This window comes from Blastopirellula sp. SH421 (genome assembly GCF_057808535.1).
On the sequence record NZ_CM173712.1, the window covers coordinates 3,809,309 to 3,829,003 of the forward strand.

The 19,695-nt window shown below is 54.3% G+C and carries 10 protein-coding genes and 1 tRNA gene; 4 read left to right on the top strand and 7 right to left on the bottom strand.

Annotated features, from left to right (window positions below; all coding sequences use genetic code 11):
• Positions 1 to 204 precede the first annotated feature (204 nt).
• Positions 205 to 279, top strand: a tRNA-Pro gene (locus tag SH421x_RS15565).
• Between the two features lie 237 nt (positions 280 to 516).
• On the opposite strand, the gene SH421x_RS15570 is transcribed toward SH421x_RS15565, so the two are convergent.
• Positions 517 to 9,282, bottom strand: coding sequence for a GH36-type glycosyl hydrolase domain-containing protein (locus tag SH421x_RS15570; protein WP_488850242.1), 8,766 nt, complete (start codon positions 9,280 to 9,282; stop codon positions 517 to 519).
• A 1,018-nt stretch (positions 9,283 to 10,300) separates the two neighbouring features.
• On the opposite strand from SH421x_RS15570, the gene SH421x_RS15575 reads away from it, so the two are divergent.
• Both SH421x_RS15575 and SH421x_RS15580 read left to right on the top strand, forming a co-directional pair.
• Complete coding sequence (locus tag SH421x_RS15575) at positions 10,301 to 11,707, top strand: AbiJ-related protein (RefSeq protein WP_488850243.1); 1,407 nt, start codon at positions 10,301 to 10,303, stop codon at positions 11,705 to 11,707.
• Positions 11,708 to 11,921: 214 nt separating this feature from the next.
• Entirely contained in the window at positions 11,922 to 12,080 is a 159-nt protein-coding gene (locus SH421x_RS15580; protein ID WP_488850245.1) for a hypothetical protein, read from the top strand.
• 134 nt (positions 12,081 to 12,214) lie between these two features.
• Here the strand turns inward: SH421x_RS15580 and SH421x_RS15585 are convergent, their stop codons facing one another.
• Positions 12,215 to 12,856: a DNA alkylation repair protein gene (locus SH421x_RS15585; RefSeq protein WP_488850246.1), complete on the bottom strand. Its 642-nt coding sequence runs from the start codon at positions 12,854 to 12,856 to the stop codon at positions 12,215 to 12,217.
• Positions 12,857 to 13,230: 374 nt separating this feature from the next.
• On the opposite strand from SH421x_RS15585, the gene SH421x_RS15590 reads away from it, so the two are divergent.
• Positions 13,231 to 14,214 carry a zinc-dependent alcohol dehydrogenase family protein gene (locus SH421x_RS15590; protein WP_488850248.1) on the top strand — a complete coding sequence of 328 codons (984 nt, stop codon included), beginning with the start codon at positions 13,231 to 13,233 and terminating at the stop codon, positions 14,212 to 14,214.
• A gap of 273 nt (positions 14,215 to 14,487) precedes the next feature.
• Here the strand turns inward: SH421x_RS15590 and SH421x_RS15595 are convergent, their stop codons facing one another.
• The 5 genes from SH421x_RS15595 to SH421x_RS15615 all read right to left on the bottom strand — a co-directional run bounded on the left by SH421x_RS15595 (position 14,488) and on the right by SH421x_RS15615 (position 19,214).
• Positions 14,488 to 15,183 carry a DUF2490 domain-containing protein gene (locus tag SH421x_RS15595; protein ID WP_488850249.1) on the bottom strand — a complete coding sequence of 232 codons (696 nt, stop codon included), beginning with the start codon at positions 15,181 to 15,183 and terminating at the stop codon, positions 14,488 to 14,490.
• Positions 15,184 to 15,642: 459 nt separating this feature from the next.
• A complete protein-coding gene (locus SH421x_RS15600; RefSeq protein WP_488850250.1) occupies positions 15,643 to 16,221 on the bottom strand; it encodes a DUF421 domain-containing protein in 579 nt (192 codons plus the stop codon).
• An 87-nt stretch (positions 16,222 to 16,308) separates the two neighbouring features.
• Positions 16,309 to 17,448, bottom strand: a complete 1,140-nt coding sequence (locus SH421x_RS15605) for a zinc-dependent alcohol dehydrogenase (protein WP_488850251.1) — start codon at positions 17,446 to 17,448, stop codon at positions 16,309 to 16,311.
• Between the two features lie 179 nt (positions 17,449 to 17,627).
• A complete protein-coding gene (locus SH421x_RS15610) occupies positions 17,628 to 18,419 on the bottom strand; it encodes an SDR family oxidoreductase (RefSeq protein WP_488850252.1) in 792 nt (263 codons plus the stop codon).
• A gap of 282 nt (positions 18,420 to 18,701) precedes the next feature.
• Positions 18,702 to 19,214 carry a ferritin-like domain-containing protein gene (locus SH421x_RS15615; RefSeq protein ID WP_488850253.1) on the bottom strand — a complete coding sequence of 171 codons (513 nt, stop codon included), beginning with the start codon at positions 19,212 to 19,214 and terminating at the stop codon, positions 18,702 to 18,704.
• Positions 19,215 to 19,695: the final 481 nt, after the last annotated feature.

Genomic DNA, 19,695 nt, shown 5'->3' on the forward strand with positions numbered 1-19,695 from the left:
AGAGACGCGTTCATGCCCACCCAAACCGCAAAGCCACCGAAATCCCTGCATTTACCCCAACAGCTTTCCTCTTTTTTTCGCCCCTCAAATCCCAAAATCCCGGCCATTTACAACCGATTTCCAAAACCACCCCACCGCCCCGGCCTTGTCAGAGATTTTAAGCCGGTGTAAATTGCCGGTTTCGTCAATCAAGGTTGACGACCACGGGGTATAGCGCAGCCTGGTTAGCGCGTTTGACTGGGGGTCAAAAGGTCGCAGGTTCGAATCCTGTTACCCCGACTAAATAAGTCCTTATTTCATGACGATGAATGAGGACGCAAAGCTGTAGCCAATTTCACTGATTTTCGCCCTGTAGCCAATTGGCGATTTTGGCAGCAAGATTTGTAGCCAATCACAACATCAAGAAGCGATTAACTCGACTACCCAAGCCAGCCCCCAAGCTGGCTTTTTTCGTTTGGTCCGGTATTTACGCTGGAATCAATGCCTATCTATCGCGACGCCAAGAAAAAGTAGTTCTCAGTTTCCGTCGTGCTGGTCGCCGAGATGCATTGTAGCCAACTCGACCACCACTTCATGATCGCACTGATCATCGACGAGCGAAATGAAGTCTTCGTGGATATCTGCCCCGTCCAGGGTCATACGGCAGACCGTTGCGCCAGCGCCCTGATTGTGAATCGTGATGTGATAGAACGTTTCGCGATAGCGATAGTGAATTTGGAACGAGGTCCAGTCCGCCGGCAGACACGGAGTGATCCGCAGTTTGTCGACTTCCAAGTGCAGTCCAAGTAATGATTCGATAATCAACCGATACATCCAACCCGAGGATCCAGTGTACCAGGTCCACCCTCCGCGGCCGGTATGGGGCGCGACTCCATAGACATCGGCAGCCGCGACATACGGCTCAACGCGATAGGTCGCGATCTCTTCAGGCGTGGCGCCATGCGAGATCGGGTTAATCAGTGAGAACAACTCCCAGGCGCGCTCGCTGTCTCCCATCGCGGCCGTGGCCATTACGGTCCAGATTGCGCTATGCGTGTACTGTCCACCGTTTTCTCGGACGCCCGGCACATAGCCTTTGATATAGCCGGGATTAAGATCCGATTTGTCGAACGGCGGATCGAGCAACAAGATCAAGCGGGCGCCACGGCGAACGAGTCGACGATTGACGCTTTCCATCGCGATCTTAGGGCGACCATGCGTCCCGCCGCCGGACAGCACCGACCAGCTTTGGGCGATCGCGTCAATCTGGCATTCTTCGTTACTAGCAGAGCCCAGCGGCGTGCCATCGTCAAAGTAAGCGCGACGATACCATTCGCCATCCCACCCATGTTCTTCGATATTCCCCCGTAGTCGTCCGGCTTCAAGCGTATAACGATCGGCTAGCGCCAGGTCTCCCTGCCGTCGCGCCAATTGGGCGAACTGCTCCAGTACATAGTAGAGGAAGAACGCCAGCCAAACGCTTTCTCCGCGACCTTCTTGACCGACAAGATTCATACCGTCGTTCCAGTCGCCGCATCCCATCAGTGGCAAGCCATGCACACCGAAATTCAGGCCGCGATCAATCGCTCGTTTCCCATGCTCGTAGAGCGTTCCGATATCATCGGAGACTTGCGGCAGGTCGTAACACGATTCTTCATCGCTCCGTAAGGGGCGTGCTGCGAGGAAGGGTACTGTTTCGTCGAGTATGCCTGTGTCTCCGGTCTTTTCGACATAACGACAGATCGCCAGTGGAAGCCACAGATAGTCATCAGAGAAGTGCGTGCGTACTCCGCGACCGCCGGGTGGATGCCACCAATGCTGGACGTCTCCTTCGCGGAACTGATGCGCCGCAGCCCGCAGCAAATGCTCGCGCAACAACAGCGGTTGGGCATGCACCAGCGCCATTGCGTCCTGCAGTTGATCGCGAAAGCCGAATGCGCCGCCTGACTGGTAGAAGCCGGATCGCGCCCACATGCGACAGGCGAGCGTCTGATAGACGAGCCAACCATTGGCGAGATAATTAATCGCCGGATCAGGCGTCTCCAGGTGAATCACGCCGAGCGTCCGACTCCAATAATGCCAAACTTCTTCAATCACTCGGTGCGCGCGATCGACACTGCGATACTCTTGCGACAGTAATTTGGCTTCATTGGCCCCGACCGTTGCGCCCAGAGTGAACGTAATCGTCCGCTCTTGTCCTTCTTCTAGCGTGAGCGGAGCTTGAAGAGCAGCGCAAGGATCGTAGCCGGCGCCGACACGGCCCGAGAGTCGAACTCGGCGCATCGCCGAGGGATTCGCCAATTTGCCATTGCGGCCAATAAACTCGGTGCGATCGCCGGTACAAGTGCGATTGGACTCGCTGCAATTGACAAATGCTATCCGGTCTCCAAACTCAGGGTTGTAGACGTTACGCGCCAGAATCGCACCGCTTGCCGGATCGATCTCGGTCACGATATGCATTAGCGACTTGCCGCGGGTTTCGCCGAGAACCAGTTCCCAATAGCCAGTCGCCGAAAGTTGCCGTCGCCTTCCAGAGTGGTTCGCAATCTTTAGTTTGTAGATTTTTACGGGAGCTTCGGTAGCGACATAGACGCATAGTTCCGTCGTGATCCCATCTTCCGAGTAGTCAAAAATGCTATAGCCAAATCCATGACGCACGACATAGGAATTGATTCCCCGCGCCGGTAACGGCGTGGGGGACCAGTAATTTCCGGTTTCTTCATCGCGGATATAGATCGCTTCGCCGCTGACGTCGGAAACAGGATCATTGTGCCACGGAGTGAGTCGGTATTCATGGCTGTTCTCCGCCCAAGTGTAGGCGCTTCCTCCTTCGGAGATGACGGCGCCAAATTGAGAATTGGCGATCACGTTGACCCAAGGAGCAGGCGTGGTTTGTCCCGGCGCCAAAGTGGTGACATACTCGCGACCATCGTGACTGAATCCTCCCAGGCCATTGAAAAAGGCGAGATCGCGGTCGGGAGTTTCGTCGGTAGCCGTCGCCACGTCTGGCGCTCGGGTCGGCTTGAGATGCGGGATCGAAATCGGGGCGCGCCCACGGCGTTCGACTTGCTCAGCGAGGGAGCCTGCATCATCGAGTAGCACAACTCGCGCCACCGTCTGAAGCAGCGCGCGGTCTTCATCCGACATTTGCTCGCCGCGACGTATGAAAACTCCGCCGGGTCGATCGATCAGCGACGCTTCGGGGCTGGCGGCGACCAGATCCATGATCGCGTCTTGCAGCGTCTGTCGATAGACGGAATCGTCTTCGTTCCAGACGACCAGATCAACGGCGAGCCCCTTCATTCGCCAATAGGCGTGGGCTTGGACCGCTTGATGCACGATTGAGATTCTTTCGTGGTCACGTATACGGACAAGTACAATCGGCAAATCTCCAGAGATGCCGTACCCCCACAGCCCCGACTGGCCTTGACGATTGAGCGCGAGAATGTTTGCTTTGGCGCGATGCAGCGCCGAAGCGTAGATGATCGAGCTAGCCAGCCGACCGTAAACCTGGGCATCCGCTTCCGAGGCGTTCAACTGCGTTAGTAAAATGTGACTATGCGTCCAAGCGACGTCGAAGACGCGATCCGTGAGACTTGGGTCGGCGTATTTTTCGGTCAGCGATTGGACCTCCGCACGCGTCGCGGCGGCCCCGGTCACGATGTCAATTCTTATGGATTCATTCGGTTGCAAAAGAACCGTTTGGCGGACCGAAACAATCGGGTCCAAAACAGAGCCGGCGCTATTGGAAAGGGCCCCTTTGCTTTGCAGCGCAGCAGGCGAAGCGAGCGTTCGCTGACGACCGACAAACCGCATCCGATCGGTCTCGTAGGAGGGCTTGCCGACCGTCTTGCCGCGCACTGTCATCATATGCGTGATCCAAGGCGGCTCCTCTTCGGCCGAGCGGGGACGACGCGTACAATAGATCGCCGTGTGCTCTGGCACAAGCTCCGTCTCCACAAACAGGTTACTAAACGCCGGATGCGCTTCGTCCTGAGCCAATGTCGCAAGCACGACTTCGGCGTAACTTGTCAGCTCCAGCTTGCGAGGCGAGTCAGAGCGGTTCGTGAGCGTAATCCGCCGCAGTTCTATGTCGTCTTCTGGCGAAACGCAGATTTGCGTATAAGTTTCGATCTGACTGTCGGTGCGGCGAAATTCTGCCCGGGCTTGGGTGAAAATCGCTTCGTAACCTTTGGTCGGCTTCGTCGTCGGTTGCCACGCGTTGGACCAAACGGCGCCGCTTTCAACATCGCGCACATAGCAGAAACTGCCATAATCGTCCTTTGTGGCGTCTTCGCGCCAACGGGTGATCGCCAAATCTCGCCAGCGGCTATATCCGCCGCCAGCGCTCGTGACCGCTACGTGATAGCGGCCATTCGAGAGAAGGTGGGCTTCGATCGCCGAGGCGCTGGGATCGGTGAAGACTCGCATGTTGCCTGACTCTTCGGCCGAAACCATCCGCGTCGCATTCGCTTCGTTGGCATGCGGATAGACCGGCGCGGTCGCCCTGGGAACCCGTTCTTGCAGTAACAGATCGGCCGCACGCAGCATCGGGTCGGCTTGAAAACGCCGCTGCATCGGCTTGTCGAGCAACAAATACGCCAACGACAGCAGGCTCATCCCTTCGTGATGCGCCATGAACTGACGAACCGTGACCCGATCGGTTCCGGGGGGCATTCGAGAGGGCGTATAGTCGACCGCTTCGAAAAACCCATACGCGCCTTGCTGTCCATCGGCCGCCAAACGTTCGAGATTTCGACAAGCCGACTCTGGATCGACCATTAGCGCCAGGACGCTCGCATAGGGAGCGATCACCAGATCTTCGGCTAGGCCCCGCTTCAAACCGAGCCCCGGCACTCCAAAGGCGCGATATTGATAGGTTTTGTGTTGATCGATCGCGCTGTAGCCTGACTCAGAAATTCCCCATGGCACGCCGCGCTGTCGGCCATACTCGATCTGTCGGCGGACCACCGCCTGATAGGTGCGGTCGAGCAAAGTATTTTCATAGTTGGGCATCACCAGCAGCGGCATCAGATATTCGAACATCGAACCGCTCCAGCTCAAGAGCGCCGGCGCACTTCCCGCACTGGTCAACAACCGGCCCAGCGCAAACCAATGTTCCTGGCCAAACTTGTTCTGGGCGATCACGATAAAGCTGGCAAGTCGCGCTTCGGAAGCGAGCAGGTCATAGAAGCTTGCATCCAGCCGATGCTCGCTGACGCTATAGCCAATCGCGAACAGGTCGCGGGTCGAACTGTAGAGTAAACTAAAATCCATTTCTGCCAGATCGATCGACTGTGCGGCGACCTTTTGAAATTCCGCAATCCGCTGTCGCACATTCTCGGCCGACTGGCTCAACGCCATTTTCAGCTGCGAGAGCCAGATGGTCATCTCCGGCGACGCGGATTGGATCGCAGCATCCAGCAGCGGAATCGCGATGGTTTCCAACTCGACCACTTCACGCAATGTAGGAACGCTATTCAAACGCTTCATCAATTCCGCTAACTGTTCGCCATCCTCGCTACTGCTCAACTGCAGAGGAGGCGCGGGTAACGCGACCCAAGCCGCCAGATGTAACAAGTCGCGGTGATGATCCTGGCATGCCTGGCTGTAGGCGCTGGCCCACCATTGTTGTTCTTCGTTTCCACCGCTCACGGCGGTCAGTTCAGCCGCAATTTTGGTCAAACGAGCCAAAGCGGCATGAGCCGAGTCCAGCGAAGTGAGCGTTTGATCCAGGTCCTCAATTTGACGTTCCATCTTGCGAAGTACGTCCGCGTCGACGTAAGCGACATCCAAGCCTTGAGATACTTCCAGCAAGACTCGCAGCGTATCGCGTAAGCCGCCGATCATCCGCGGCGGCAGCAGAGGAGCATCCTCCATGGCGGCGCAGCCGGAGCCGAGCACCAGCAGGTTGCCCGCCAAATTGCCGCTGTCGACCATCGAAACATAGCGCGGGTGCAAAGGGGCGAGCGTACGCGTGTCATACCAGTTGAAGAAGTGCCCGCGATATCGCTCCATCCGATACATCGTGTCTAGAGTTCGCTGCGTACGCGTTAACATCTGTGCGGCGGAGCAATAGCCAAAATCGTAGGCGGCGAGATCAACCAGTAACCCCATCCCGATATTCGTCGGACTCGTGCGGGGAGCGACCACCAGTTCCGGATTTAGCTGAATGTTGTCGGGCGGCAGCCAATTATTATCCGCAGTGGAGAAGTCCTCGAAATAGCGAAACGTCTTACGCGACAGCTTCTCGAGAAAATGCCGCTGAATCTCGGAAAGCCGCGGCGTCCTTTTGAGAATCGGCTGGCTCAGGCGCCAAGCGAGCAGCGGAGAGGCAAGCCAAATCACGAGCCAGGATACAGCGTAAAAGAATGCATCGCGTTGAAACAGCAGCAGCGCGAGAAAGGTCGCCGCCGCGAGTAGGGGCGCAACCGACATCGAGCAGAACACGCCGGCCAGACTATCGTCTGCGCCTCGTTCTGAATCGCTGGAAGTCTTCCACTCTAACAATCGGCGTTTGGTCCATATCATGCGGATCAGCGTTCGCACAATTGCGTCCAAGCTGATATACGCTTCGTATGGTAGAAACGCCAATGTGAGGATGCAATGCGCAAGCGGACGCCCCATCGCTTGGATCGCCAATCGCAAATGCATCCGCAACGGCACATCCGGAGACTTGTGCAACAAATCGGACGCCGCATCGAACAGCGTCGGCAGCAAGATCGCGCTGAGGACAAACACCAAGGAAGCTGCTGCGATGCTCGGCGACGCAAACCAGGAAATCAGCAGCGTCAGCACAATGCAGATCGGTAACAAACTACGCCGCAAGTTGTCGAAGATTTTCCATCGTGACAATGCGGAGATCGGATTGGTCGTCCACGCTCCCGCTCGGCTTGGCGCCCACGGCGTCACCCAAGCGAGGATCTGCCAGTCCCCGCGTATCCAACGATGACGACGTGAGATATCGGCCGCGTAACGGGAGGGATGCTCCTCGTAAAGCATCACGTCGCTGAGCAGCGCCGAACGGGAATAGGCTCCTTCGATCAAGTCATGGCTGAGAATCGCGTTTTCCGGAAAAACGCCGCAACTCTGCTCAAACGAATCGACGTCATAGATCCCCTTGCCAATAAACGAACCTTCGCCGAACAAATCTTGATAGACGTCCGACACGACGCGCGTGTAAGGGTCGACTCCGGGATCTCCAGAATAAAGCTGGGCGAACCGTGATCGCTGCGTACTGGTGAGACTGACGCCGACGCGCGGCTGCAGAATGGTATAGCCATCGACGACGCGACCACGCGCCGTATCGAATACGGGCCGGTTCAGCCGGTGAGCCAGCGTACCGACCATCAGCCGAGCGGAGTCTCGCGGCATTTGCGTATCAGTATCGAGCGTGATGACGTAACGCACGTTACGCAAAATTGCCGTTTGACCGACGACCTCGGCAAAGCGGTCCGTCGGGCCTCGTAGTATCGCGTTCAGATCGGCTAACTTGCCTCGTTTGCGTTCATGTCCCATCCAAACGCCTTCTTGAGCATTCCACGAACGTGGGCGATGGAATAGATGAAAAATATCGGTGCGCACTTCGGCGTACTTCTCGTTCAATCGCTCAATTCCCTCGCGCGCTAAACGAACAAGTTCTGCATCTTCAGGCGTCGATGCCGTCTCCGCATCAACAAAGTCCGTCACTAGCGCGAAGTGTAAACATGCCTCGCGATTGGAAAGATAGCGGATCTCCAGGCCATCGATCAAATTTTCGATGCCTGCGGCGCTGGTAAGCATGGTCGGTACCGCCGCCAGAGTGCGGTGCTCAGCCGGTATGCCTTGCTCAAAGTCCATACGCGGCAGCGATTGCGGGCTAATCAATTGCGCCGTGAGCCAATTGACGATTCCGATCCCGAGATTGGAAGCGCAAAGAAAAACCGGCAGCACAAGTAGTCCGATCACCAGTCCACTCGTATCGTGTCGCAGCAACCAATAAAAGAACAATCCTGCGGCTGACAGCGTCACGAAACTATTCACGGCCAGGTAACAGAAGAGAGGGAAACCGCGGATCAGTTTGTCGAGCACAACGACCGGCGAGAGCCGCATTTCGACCAACCGCTCCAATACAGGCCTCCCTCGATCGATCAGATAATATCCGACATGCGAGGCGCGCTCTTCTGGAACTTCGCGAGCGTGATTTTCGGCCAGTTGGACCGCTTTACGCGCGACGGCGTACTCCGAAAATTTGCTGCGCCGAGCAATTCCCTCCACCGCATGTCGGTAGCGATCGCGTGTGGCGAAGTCCATCTCTCCATAGATACCCGAGGGATCTCCGGCTAGTGTCTGCTCGACCAGACTGTGCTTGCCAACGAATTCTCGCCAGTCGTTCGAGTCGAGAAACCGCAAGCTGTTGATGCTGTTGCCGATCGACACCTGGTCCGCCGCCTGAGCGCGTCCTTCGGCCCGAACTAGCTGCTCGGTCGTCAGACCTTGATCCGCCAAACGATGTTCCAGCCAACTGTTGGCGAAGGCGAAGTTGGGATTCTGCCCTTGTAAATGACGAGTCATCTCGGCTAGAAACGCTCCGGACAATGGCGGATTATTTCGCGCCATATCGGCCAGCACCAAGATCAAATCGGTCGGATTCTGCTCGACAACGTGTACCATGCGATCGGCCCAATCGCCTGCCAAATCACGATCGCGCCGCGCCAATGAGATCCGCACGGCGACCCGGCGCAAATTCTCGATCAGTGCGAGTCGTAACATGAGCGGCACGGCCCACAATTCGCCCAGCATGAGCGATTCGACCGATTGATACGAAGCGACGAAGCTGTTCAGACTGGTCGAATCGATGTGCCCATCGACATGCGAGATTAATTCCAATGCAATGCCGTAGACGCGCGGAAAACCGGCGCCGGGACCATCGGCTAACCGCGGCAATTGTTTGCTATAGGACGGAGGCAGCAGCCTGCGAATCGCCCGAATTTGCTCTTCGATCAGATAGAAATTATCAAGCAGCCATTCCGCAGCCGGCTCAATCGATCGATTTTGAGCCGCTGCCGCGGTTACTAGATCGTAGGTCTCGATCAGAATATGAGCGTTTTCGTCAAGCCGCGGTAACAACTGGTCTTGCGACCGACCCGAAGCCAATTGGTGCGCCGCGGCGATCGCCTTGGCGTGCCGTTCAAGCTGATCGGCGCTGAACAGTTCCGCGCGAAGCGGTTGCTCATCTTCACGATTGGTAGGAGATTCTCGCTCGGAAAACCTTCTCCATGATAACAATCGCAAAAAACTCTTGGTAATGTGCGGAACTTGCACGCAGCGCTCGCTTGCAAAAGGAGCGAAAGAGTTGAATATAGGCTGGAACGGATGCCGAGCGATACTAGGCGACCAGACTTTGGCCCATCACAGCGCTCTACAGGCTCTGGCGAAGCGGCGTTTTACGCCCCGGGCTATATCCCCTTTTGTGCTCCCTTGTTGGAATAATCTTCATTTAAGGATTCGCTTCAATTCTCGCTAGCACAACCAAAAATGCGATGCGCGATTTCGCTCCTTTGATCCCAATTGGTGGAACGAAGCGTATTGTAGGCCGCGCCTTTTGAGATTGAAGCGCCAGGAACCAACACGCATTCCCATCGGCGTCTATCGCGGCTTGGCGTTTGGCATCATCGTCCATCCGAATTTTCCGCCGGACGTTGATCTGGAAGGTGTGATCACTCGCACGTCCAGCTTCTCAAAGGAACATCAAGGCCCGCGAGCCATGCTCAACGCCCTGGAGCGCATCGCTAACAGCTACGCCGGTGAAACGGTTCGCGTCCGGTCCCTTCCAAAATCTCCACAACTGCAGCCGCCTTATCGGCCGAAGAGACGTAGCTGTTGGCCACCTAACGACACGCGGCAACGCCTGGAGCGCAACGGTCGTGCATCGCGTGCTTCCTCGTGCGTGAGCCAGCCGCGCGGTTACCTCTCAAATGAGCAACAGTAGCTCTATACCAAGTCCACGAAAACGAGTCTGCCCAATCTGCTAACAGGTTGTTGATTATAAGCACCGCTGCTATGCACAGTGCAAAACCTGGAAACATCTTTACAACCATCGCTGGCGACGATCTACCGCAATCTATCTGGCAGACAATCCGCTTTGCGTCCTTTGCTTTGACGCTGGACGCATCACGGCGGCGACTGACGTTCACCACACGACGGGGACAAAGCCATTTTTTTGGCGGCAAGAGTGGTGGCAGGCACTATGCCAGACGTGCCATAATAGGCTTTCCGCACAAGGCCAATAGAGCCAACCGTTTGTATTCAAGATTGCCGCTTCCGCAAACACGTCTAAGCCATGACTGTTGAAGACACGTTAAGAAACTTGATCGCCGTCGCGCTACATCCAACCAAATCTTACAACCTCCCCAAGGTTGCTGCTTCAATTGGCCTACGAGTCGGTGATGATTTGGCGGCCGAACAAGAGGAGGCCCACAAGAGCAAAACAAAGTATGTTCTTCGACGAATTGAGGAATACGACAGGGACAAGTTAATGCGACTGGCAATCGACGTTCAAGAGTCTTTTCCCAGCGATAGTCTGCTGCGGCAACTTGAAGAACTAGATCCGGCACAGCCATTTCCACTTACTGAGATAACACGAAATAGCATTTGGGATTGCATCGAAGCGTTAGGGCCAATAGAGGGCGAACTAGGAATCATTGAGTTTTTTCGGAGGCTGTGGCCAATCCATGAAATGGAGGCTTCCCGCTGGGACAGGCGTTGCGTGACGGCACAGGACGAAATATTTCAGCACATGGTACGCAACCACGACGACACCTTTTGTGACATGCTAGGACGACTCAAGTTGTTAGACATGTCCAACGCAAAACTTGTAGAAGTGCTGGAATTAGCAGTGCATCCGCTGGTCCGAAAAGGATCATCACAGGAGTCGTACATTCAGGCAATCGGCGAATTGCTCAGGAACGATGGCCTAGAATTTATTGCCAGTGAACAAATCTCTGGCTATCCGGTGTATCGTGTCGTTCAAGTAGCCAATAGAGTTGGCGGGACAGCAAAGAATTTGATCTTTGCTGCGAATGGCCCCAAACCCGAAATTGTCTTAATAGACGCAGTAAACAATGACATTCAAATCGTCGAGAACGAAGAGTATTGCTTGGTCTACGATTTGCCAATATCCGCAATCAACGGCCTAACTTGGCAGCAGCTAGTCGAGTGGTTCCAAAACAAATGCGAGCTGGACCAAGAGTTAACGCTAGAGCAGCAACTCTACCAACGTCTAAGAAAGTCTATCGACGCAAGAACTTCGCCGGGCGAAGCCAACTTATTTCGGACGTATTTCAAAGTAATAAGAGAAGTCTATGGCTCCAACTTGCCCGCCCTTATCCCGCAGGTTTACTTACACTACGATCCTTACACAGCCAAACAGCTTAGAGAAAAGCGACTCAGCCGCCAGCGAATGGACTTCTTGCTACTACTGCCCAATGGAGCCAGAGTGGTACTTGAAATCGATGGACAGCAACACTACTCCCATAATGGCCGTGCTGCTCCGAGGCTGTATGCAGAAATGGTATCAGACGATCGGGCGTTACGACTCGCAGGATACGAAGTATATCGATTCGGTGGGGACGAACTGAACAAAGGCGAAGAAGCCGAGCCACTGATTGTCCATTTCTTCGAGCGTCTGTTTCAAAAGTATCGTGTCTCAAAATCCCCATTTGCGGAAAGCAAAGAAATGCCCGAATAAGCCCCAAAATACGCACGAATTTAGCCGTTTTTCTGGCAACAGGGCTTTTTTGCCAATTGCCAGCCAATGCAGATTTTTTAGCCCCATTTTGGGCAGTCTGGGAAAATCAGGCGGGTAATAGGCGTCTGATTTGCTGGCGTATTCCAACTTTTGCAATCGGTTTTTGAGTATATGACGCTTATATACTCTCAATAAAACGCACGATTACAAATCTTTGAAACTCTACAACGTCAGCGCTGAAGAGTGGAAGCACATCAAGCAGGACGCAGCGGAGCAGGACGTACTGCTTTACAAGTTCTTACTTGGCATTTTCCGAGTTTGGCGACAAGCCAAGTGGAGCCACGAACAAGGGGTCGACAATGCAGCCTCCTAATTGGCTCGACAATAACGGCAAAGCCTACTGGCTTCGTCTCGCCAGCAAGTTTGGCGTTACGTCCAAGACGGACAAACTCTTTGAAATGCTTGCGGCGAACTACTCGATTGTTAGACAGACACAACGGTAACCTCTCAGGCGCGTTTGCCGACTTCCATCTGAATAAACTCGGGAAGATAAGAGGGGGTGCAGTTTTTAGAGACTGGTTCGTTCTTGTAGAGCCCAAGCTCCTTTCCGAGCTTGATGCACCTCGGGCGCAACTTGGGTTCGAAGACGCCGATCCAGCCGGCACAAAAGTTCATTGCCCATTGAACCTCTGGTTCGGCAGACTTCATGCTGTTTTCAAGTGATTCCAGCAGTATTGCACTGTTTTTTGGAGGAGGAGTTTTTCCCATCCAACGCAATCGAGCTTGGTAGTACCAAAACCAACGACGCAGCACTGGCGAGGGATTGTCTTGCCATGTCTCCATCAGGGAAACGATCGCCTTGTTTTTGGTTAGCTGGTTCGCCAAAAGCCAATCACTGATTTGATTGCGTTCGCGCTCGTCATGCGTAAGTAGATCCGATGCGAGTTTTTCGATGTCACTTTCTGCCAGCAGCTTGTTGTCGAAGATCAGGGTGGCGAGCAGGCGTGGGAAGTATTCGCCTGTCGACCAAAGTTCGTTTGCTAAGTCGTGGTCTTTTTTGATCTCTTTACCACGCTTCTTAATGTCACCAAGTTTTTGTCCGGCAGCCAACTCGGCGACTATCTTTTTAGCTCGAACCGAAAAACCCATTTTGCAGCCTCCAATACAATTGCCAGATCACAAGACTTGCATCGACCTTCGCCTGCTCTGATGCGCACGCGATTACGCATGCTAGTCTCCGCTGAACAACGGAACTCCTTTGACGCTAGTAGCTTATCGAAGGCCAACTGCAATCACAACCCGCGACTTGCATCGGTATAGATGGATACTTGGTAGTGGGTAAGCCTACCCAGATTAGCTCTGCGAGGTCTCGTGCCGAGTCGCCAATCTCTCGCAAAGGCTTCAAGCAATCACCGTTCGAGATCGCCCGGGGCCGCATTGAAGCTATTCGCAGTTTATAGTTGCTCTGGGGCCCTTGGTTGCTCAGCAGAAACGATCATCGATTTATTGAAATAAAGATTGCCATGAAAGCGTTAGTACTTCATTCATTTGGTGGCCCAGAATCGTTCGAGCTTTGTGACTTACCCAAGCCCGTCCCGCAAGCGGGCCAAGTGCTGGTGCGGGTCCATGCAACCTCTGTCAATCCATTGGACTACCAGGTTCGACGTGGCGATTATCCCGACTTGGTGCATTTGCCGGCCATTACCGGACACGACGTATCTGGGGTTGTCGAAGAAGTCGGGCCAGGCGTGACGACTTTCTCTCCTGGAGACGAAGTCTGGTACACCCCGCAAATCTTTGACGGGCCAGGAAGTTATGCCGAGTACCACGTTGCCGCCGAAAGCATTGTCGGGATGAAGCCTGCGTCGTTAAGCCATCTTCAGGCGGCAAGCCTGACCTTGGTTGGCGGGACGGTGTGGGAAGCACTGGTCGTACGTGCGGCGCTAGGTATGGGAGAAAGCATTCTGGTACACGGCGGCGCGGGAGGAGTCGGTCATGTGGCGATCCAGATCGCAAAAGCCATGGGAGCCAGGGTGTTTACGACCGTGCGCGAAGCAAACATTGAATTCGCACGAAGCATGGGGGCTGATGTGATCATCGACTACCAAAAAGAGGATTATGTCGACGCTATTATGCGGGAAACAAGTAACCGCGGAGTTGATGTCGTGCTGGATACCATCGGCGGAAACACCTTGTCGCGCAGCCCCGACACGCTTGCGCAACTTGGTCGCGTTGTCACGATCGTAGACACTGCACAACCACAAAACCTCATTCAGGCCTGGGGCAAGAATGCAAGTTATCACTTCGTTTTCACAAGACAAAACCGTGGCAAGCTCGATGAGTTGAGCACATTGATAGAGCGCGGTCAGCTAAAGCCACACGTTGGCGCCGTCTATTCGCTTGCCGAAATTCCGCTCGCCCATGCTCGGCTGGAGAGTCCCCATAACGGCGTTCAAGGAAAGATCGCCATTGCAGTCGACCGTCAGCTTTGTGAATCCATGCAGTAAAAAAAGAAGAAGGCGTTTACGGTGTCTCGCTTGCAGCAGAGGAACTGAGATCAGGATTAAGTGCAACGGCAGAACATCATTGCAGAAAAGTTTAACTGACGTCTTGCTACTCCGACTTGCCTTCGGGCCCGTAAAGAGTAGCGGGGAGAAAATAGAGCCGTAGAGTGAGCAGGATCCAGCTTCAGCGCCATGGCCGCCAAAATCTAGCTGCTCTGCTTGCACCCTCTCTGCTCGGTCTATTGCTCTACGTTCTACTCACTTCTGCCGGGCAGATTAGTAGTAAAAGTTGACGGACAAGATGTGATTGACGCGGTCGATGCCCGAGGGGATGTTGATCGCCTGATTTAGATAGCCGATTTCGGTTCTCAGCTTGCTCTCTGGTTGATGCTTCCATCCGAACCCGACAAAGACGCGGTTCTGGTCATAGCCCGAGGCTGCTCCCCAGTCGGTGTCGCCGAGATGGAAGAAGATTTCATCCCAAACGACGAAACTGAGCCGGGGCAGCTCGGTCAGATGATGCTGCATGCGAGCCATTTGGCGAAACCGCCATCCCACGTCATCCCCTGTTTCGAGCACTCGCTGCTCTAGCCGCGAACGAAGCGAAAACGTCCGCCAATCATCGCCGCGGGACCACGTTATTTGTTGCCAAGTACGATGCTCGTCAAAATCGTCTCCGGCCAAAGGGGAAGTGTGAATCCAACCGTACCCTGCCCAGACGGCCAGCTCTTCGCTCAAACCCCAACCGATACCGGGGCGAACAATGCTTTGGTTAAAGCCGTCTGTATCTTCTAGAAGTCGCAGGTGACCGTCGAACCACCACTTCAAAGGTTTGCAACAATCTTTAAAGTCGCCCTGGGTAAACAATGCCGTCCATTGCCCCACATCGTTGGCATTTTCGCAGCGGGCCGAGTTGGGCGCTGTAATGGCTAGCAGTGCGACGGTCAGTAGCCCCAGTCCCCATCTGCCCATCAAGCAATTACTCCGCGATTGACACACGTGCTGGCAAAGTCCACCTTCGGTTTATCGGACTGCTGTCAGGTGACGCTTAGCGAAATCGGGAAGTTCCAATATTGCGACTTTTGCGGCCCAGGTAAAAGCCGCTGACTGTATGCTTACCACGGTTCGCCGCATGATTCGGCCAACAGAGTGAGGCTTCTATTAGGAGACTGCGCGTCGCCTGCAAATCCGTAGATTTCGCCGTAGTGGTTAAGGTTGGTCTGCACTTGTGCAACCGGCGGCTTAAACGGGGTAACGAAATCCATACGCGTGTTCGATATAGCGTTGATCGGCCCATAATTGCCGTCGTAAGCTATTCGTAAACGTTGATCCAGGTCGTCGTTCCATCTTGGATTCCAATCAATTGGACCAGCGTGAACGCACCGGCTGGAGGAAGAATCTACAGCATCGCGCGAGGATTGGCCGCCCGATTTACGAGGCGGACAAATTGGAATTCGCGAGAAATATTTCTGGTGGCAACATTTCTTTGCCAGAAACTCCCTCAAGAAATGCAGGATCAAGCTTTGCGTTGGGATTGCTAGAGTGAAGGACCGAAATATCTCCGGTCGTTTCGAATACGATGGCGAGCACTTCCTCAAAGTTCAGTGCGTTCGCTTCTCGCAGTTTCGCAAAAATATCTGCTTTGGTGACGTTCGCCTTGTGCATATTTTCTTCAATGATGCGGCCATTCGCCACCAGCAACATCGGATGATTGTCGACTAGGTCGCTAACAGTTGCCGATCTGCGGCGAAGGTAAGCGAGTATGAATTGTCCACCAAAGAGGGTCGCCAGCGCGACAAGTCCGACCACTAAACTTGGCTGTGGTCGCGACATTGTAGAAGCGAACAGAGAACCAACGGCGACCGTCATGGCAAAATCAATCGCTGACATCTTGGAGAAGCTTCTCAGTCCTGTAAGCCGCGTATATACCAAGATCGCCGCATAGGTGACAAAGCCTGAAAACACGACCATCACCAGGTCGATCCACTGAAATGAAAGCCAGGAGTTCATCGTCTCGATGTCTCTTTCAGAAAGGAAAATCAACAGCCGCTTGATTCCGATGCGAGCATGCCGCACGGCATGGTTCGCTGTGCCGCTTTAGGGAGTAAGGACAACTTTGATACAGCCATCGCTGCGCGCGTCAAATGTTTTATAAAGCTCTGGCGCATCGGCAAGCTTGCCACGATGGGTGATAATAAACGAAGGATCAATCGCCCCCTCTAGCACCTTTTCTAAAAGTGGTTTCATGTAATGCTGCATGTGCGTTTGTCCCATCTTCATGGTGAGCCCCTTATTCATCGCAGCGTGCATCGGTAAGCCATTGAGCGGGCCGGTGTAAACGCCGGGTATCGACACCGTTCCCCCTTTGCGACAACTGAGAATCGCTTCAGCCAGCGCATACGGATGATTGGTGGGAATATGCATCGCTTCTTTGGTATCGTCGATGAACTCCTGGAGGTTTCCAGCGGAATGCGCCTCGGCGCCAACTGCATCAATGCACCGATCGGGACCTCGGCCTTTGGTCATTTCTAACAAACGCTGCTGAACATCTTCCTTCTCAAAATTGATGACTTCGGCACGACCTTTGAGACGCGCTAGATCTAGCCGTTCTGCGACTCGATCAATCGCGATCACTCGGCCGGCGCCAAGTAGCCAAGCGCTTTGGATGGCGAACTGGGCGACCGGCCCACATCCCCAGATCGCCACGGTATCGCCTGGCTCTATGCCGCAATTTTCAGCCGCCATATATCCGGTCGGGAAGATGTCCGAGAGAAACAGGACTTGTTCATCCTCGATCCCATCCGGAATTTTGAGCGGCCCGATGTCGGCATACGGAACACGAAGGTATTCTGCCTGACCGCCGGCATAGCCTCCCATCATGTGCGAGTAGCCCAGCATGCCGGACGGCGATTGACCTATCGCATTGGCCGCCTTTTTCGCATTGCGATTACTGTTGTCACACAGCGAGTAAAGATCACGATCACAGAAAAAGCAGGCGCCGCATGACAGGGTAAACGGCACGACAACCCGATCACCGATTTGCAGGTTAGTGATGGCGCTGCCTGTTTCTACGACCTCACCCATCGGTTCATGCCCGACCACATCGCCTGCCTGCATGGTTGGCATGACGCCGTTATAAAGATGTAAATCGCTGCCGCAGATCGCGGTAGCCGTGATTTTGATGATGACATCGCGCGGATCTTCGATCCGCGGATCGTCGACCGAATCGACTCGCATGTCTCGTCTTCCGTGCCAGCAAACCGCTTTCATCGAAATGCTCCTGGTTTAAAGTTGATTGACACGCTACCACGCGTCAAACGTCATTGGCGATGTGACAAGGCAGTAGTGCTCAGCGAAGGAAATTGGACGAGCACAAGCAAGGCGCCCATCTGACCGTGACCATGTCGCAGATCTTGCTAAAACGGCGTTTTACCGCCGGAAGCTCCATAGACTTCACCGGTGATGTAGGATGCCGCCTGCGAGGCGAGCAGCACATAAATGGGGGCTAATTCCGCCGGCTGCGCGGGGCGTCCCATGGGAGCCTGCTTTCCAAACTCGGCAACCTTCTCGGCATCAAAAGTTGCCGGAATCAGCGGGGTCCAGACAGGTCCCGGAGCGACCGCATTTACGCGGATCCCTTTTGGTAGAAGTAATTTCGCGAGTGCTTTGGTGTACCCGACCACCGCGCTCTTGGTAGAAGCATAGTCCAGCAAGACGGCGGATGGATCAAAGGATTGAATCGAAGCGGTGTTAATGATCGATGATCCCGGCTGCATGCGTGGCGCGGCCGCTTTGCAAAGATAGAACATCGCAAAGACATTGGTTCTGAAGGTTCTTTCCCACTGCTCCGAAGAAAATTCCTCCAGCGATTCTTGCGGCATCTGGAAAGCGGCGTTATTGACCAAAATGTCGATTTGGCCAAATTCTTCGAACGCCTTCGTCACGATGCGGCGGCATTGATCTTCGCTTTGGATATCTCCAGGACAGCGAATCGCTCGTCGTCCCGCAGCTTCGACCAGTCGAGCGGTTTCGATGGCGTCGTCATCTTCTTCCAAGTAAGAGATCAGAACATCCGCCCCTTCGCGAGCAAAGGCAAGCGCGATGGCCCGACCAATCCCACTATCGCCGCCGGTGATGATCGCTTTGCAATTGGCAAGGCGATCAGCGCCCACGTAAGAATCTTCGCCATGATCTGCTTGGGGATGCATCGCATCCTCGTTACCGGGGTACGCTTGCTCTTGTTTCGGAAAAGGGGGTTTTGACGATTTGGATTGAGGGTCTGGCGAAGTTCTTTGATTTCTATCGGTTTTTGTCGAAGCCATGACATGTATCCTTACCCGATGCGGTGATTGCAACCAAATGTATTTCGCTTAGTCTGGCGATGGCCTACGTTTCTACGTTCAACATCAAATATCGCGAGAGCAAAGAACGAACCCAGCGATCCGATTTTCCAGATCACTGGGTTAGCGATAACGGAAAACGCAAGTGAACTATCGTGCCGGCGCTTGAACATTCGCATACGATTCAGCGACATCCGTCAACGTTTGATCCGCAGCCGCTTCTTCATCCAGAGTCGATTGCAACAGTGCGGCTGCATCGTTATATCCAAGTCGTTGGGCCAGCGAACGCGCGGTTCCGTAGCCTGACATCTCATAATGTTCGACTCGTTGCGCAGCAGCAATGAGACCGGCGTCTTTCACTGCGGGGTCTCCCTTGGCTTTGATCATATGCTCCCCTTCACTGATCAAGCCCTTCATCGCATCGCACGTCTCGCTCTTCGCTTTTTGTCCGATGATCTGGAACACTTGCTCCAGCCGATTTATATGGTTTTCCGTTTCATGCAGATGATGCTCGAAGGCGTTTTTGAGGGCTGTAGAATCAGCTGCGTCCTTCATCTTGGGAATCGCTTTGGTAAGACGATGTTCGGCGTCGTAGAGATCCTGTAGCTGCGCGATAAAAAGCTCTTCTAACGTGTCGTAATGATCGCTAAAAAAGAGTCCCATTTTCGTATCTCCATGTAATAGCATGAAATCAATCCGCCCCAGGATGGCTGACTTCGCCGGAATAGGAAGTTTGCAAATGGTGCGCCAGCGGCGCAGAGTTCCTCGTTAAAGCAGACATGCCTGCAAGGGCAAGCGGATCACTCATCATGCTGGAGCTTGCTTCTATCCCGTTGGATCGCGCATTTCTTCCCACAAAACGTCCGCCGGCATAGGAAGATGGCGAGCCTACGTAAAGCGGGTTCGCAGCTGCAACAGCGTTCGACAACAATCGCCATCGTAAGAATTTGTCGCAAACCGGCCCAAATAAAGCTCACTTGATTACAGACCAGGATCTCCGCGCTGGCTCCGAGCCTTCCAAGTCGGACATTAAGCAACCATCTAACAACCAGTACCGATGCCCAACTTTTCCCATTCCCAAAAGCGCCGTCAGAAGAGACTTGCGGACTCTGACAAAGTGGTGCGGAGGATCAAAACCCCGGGC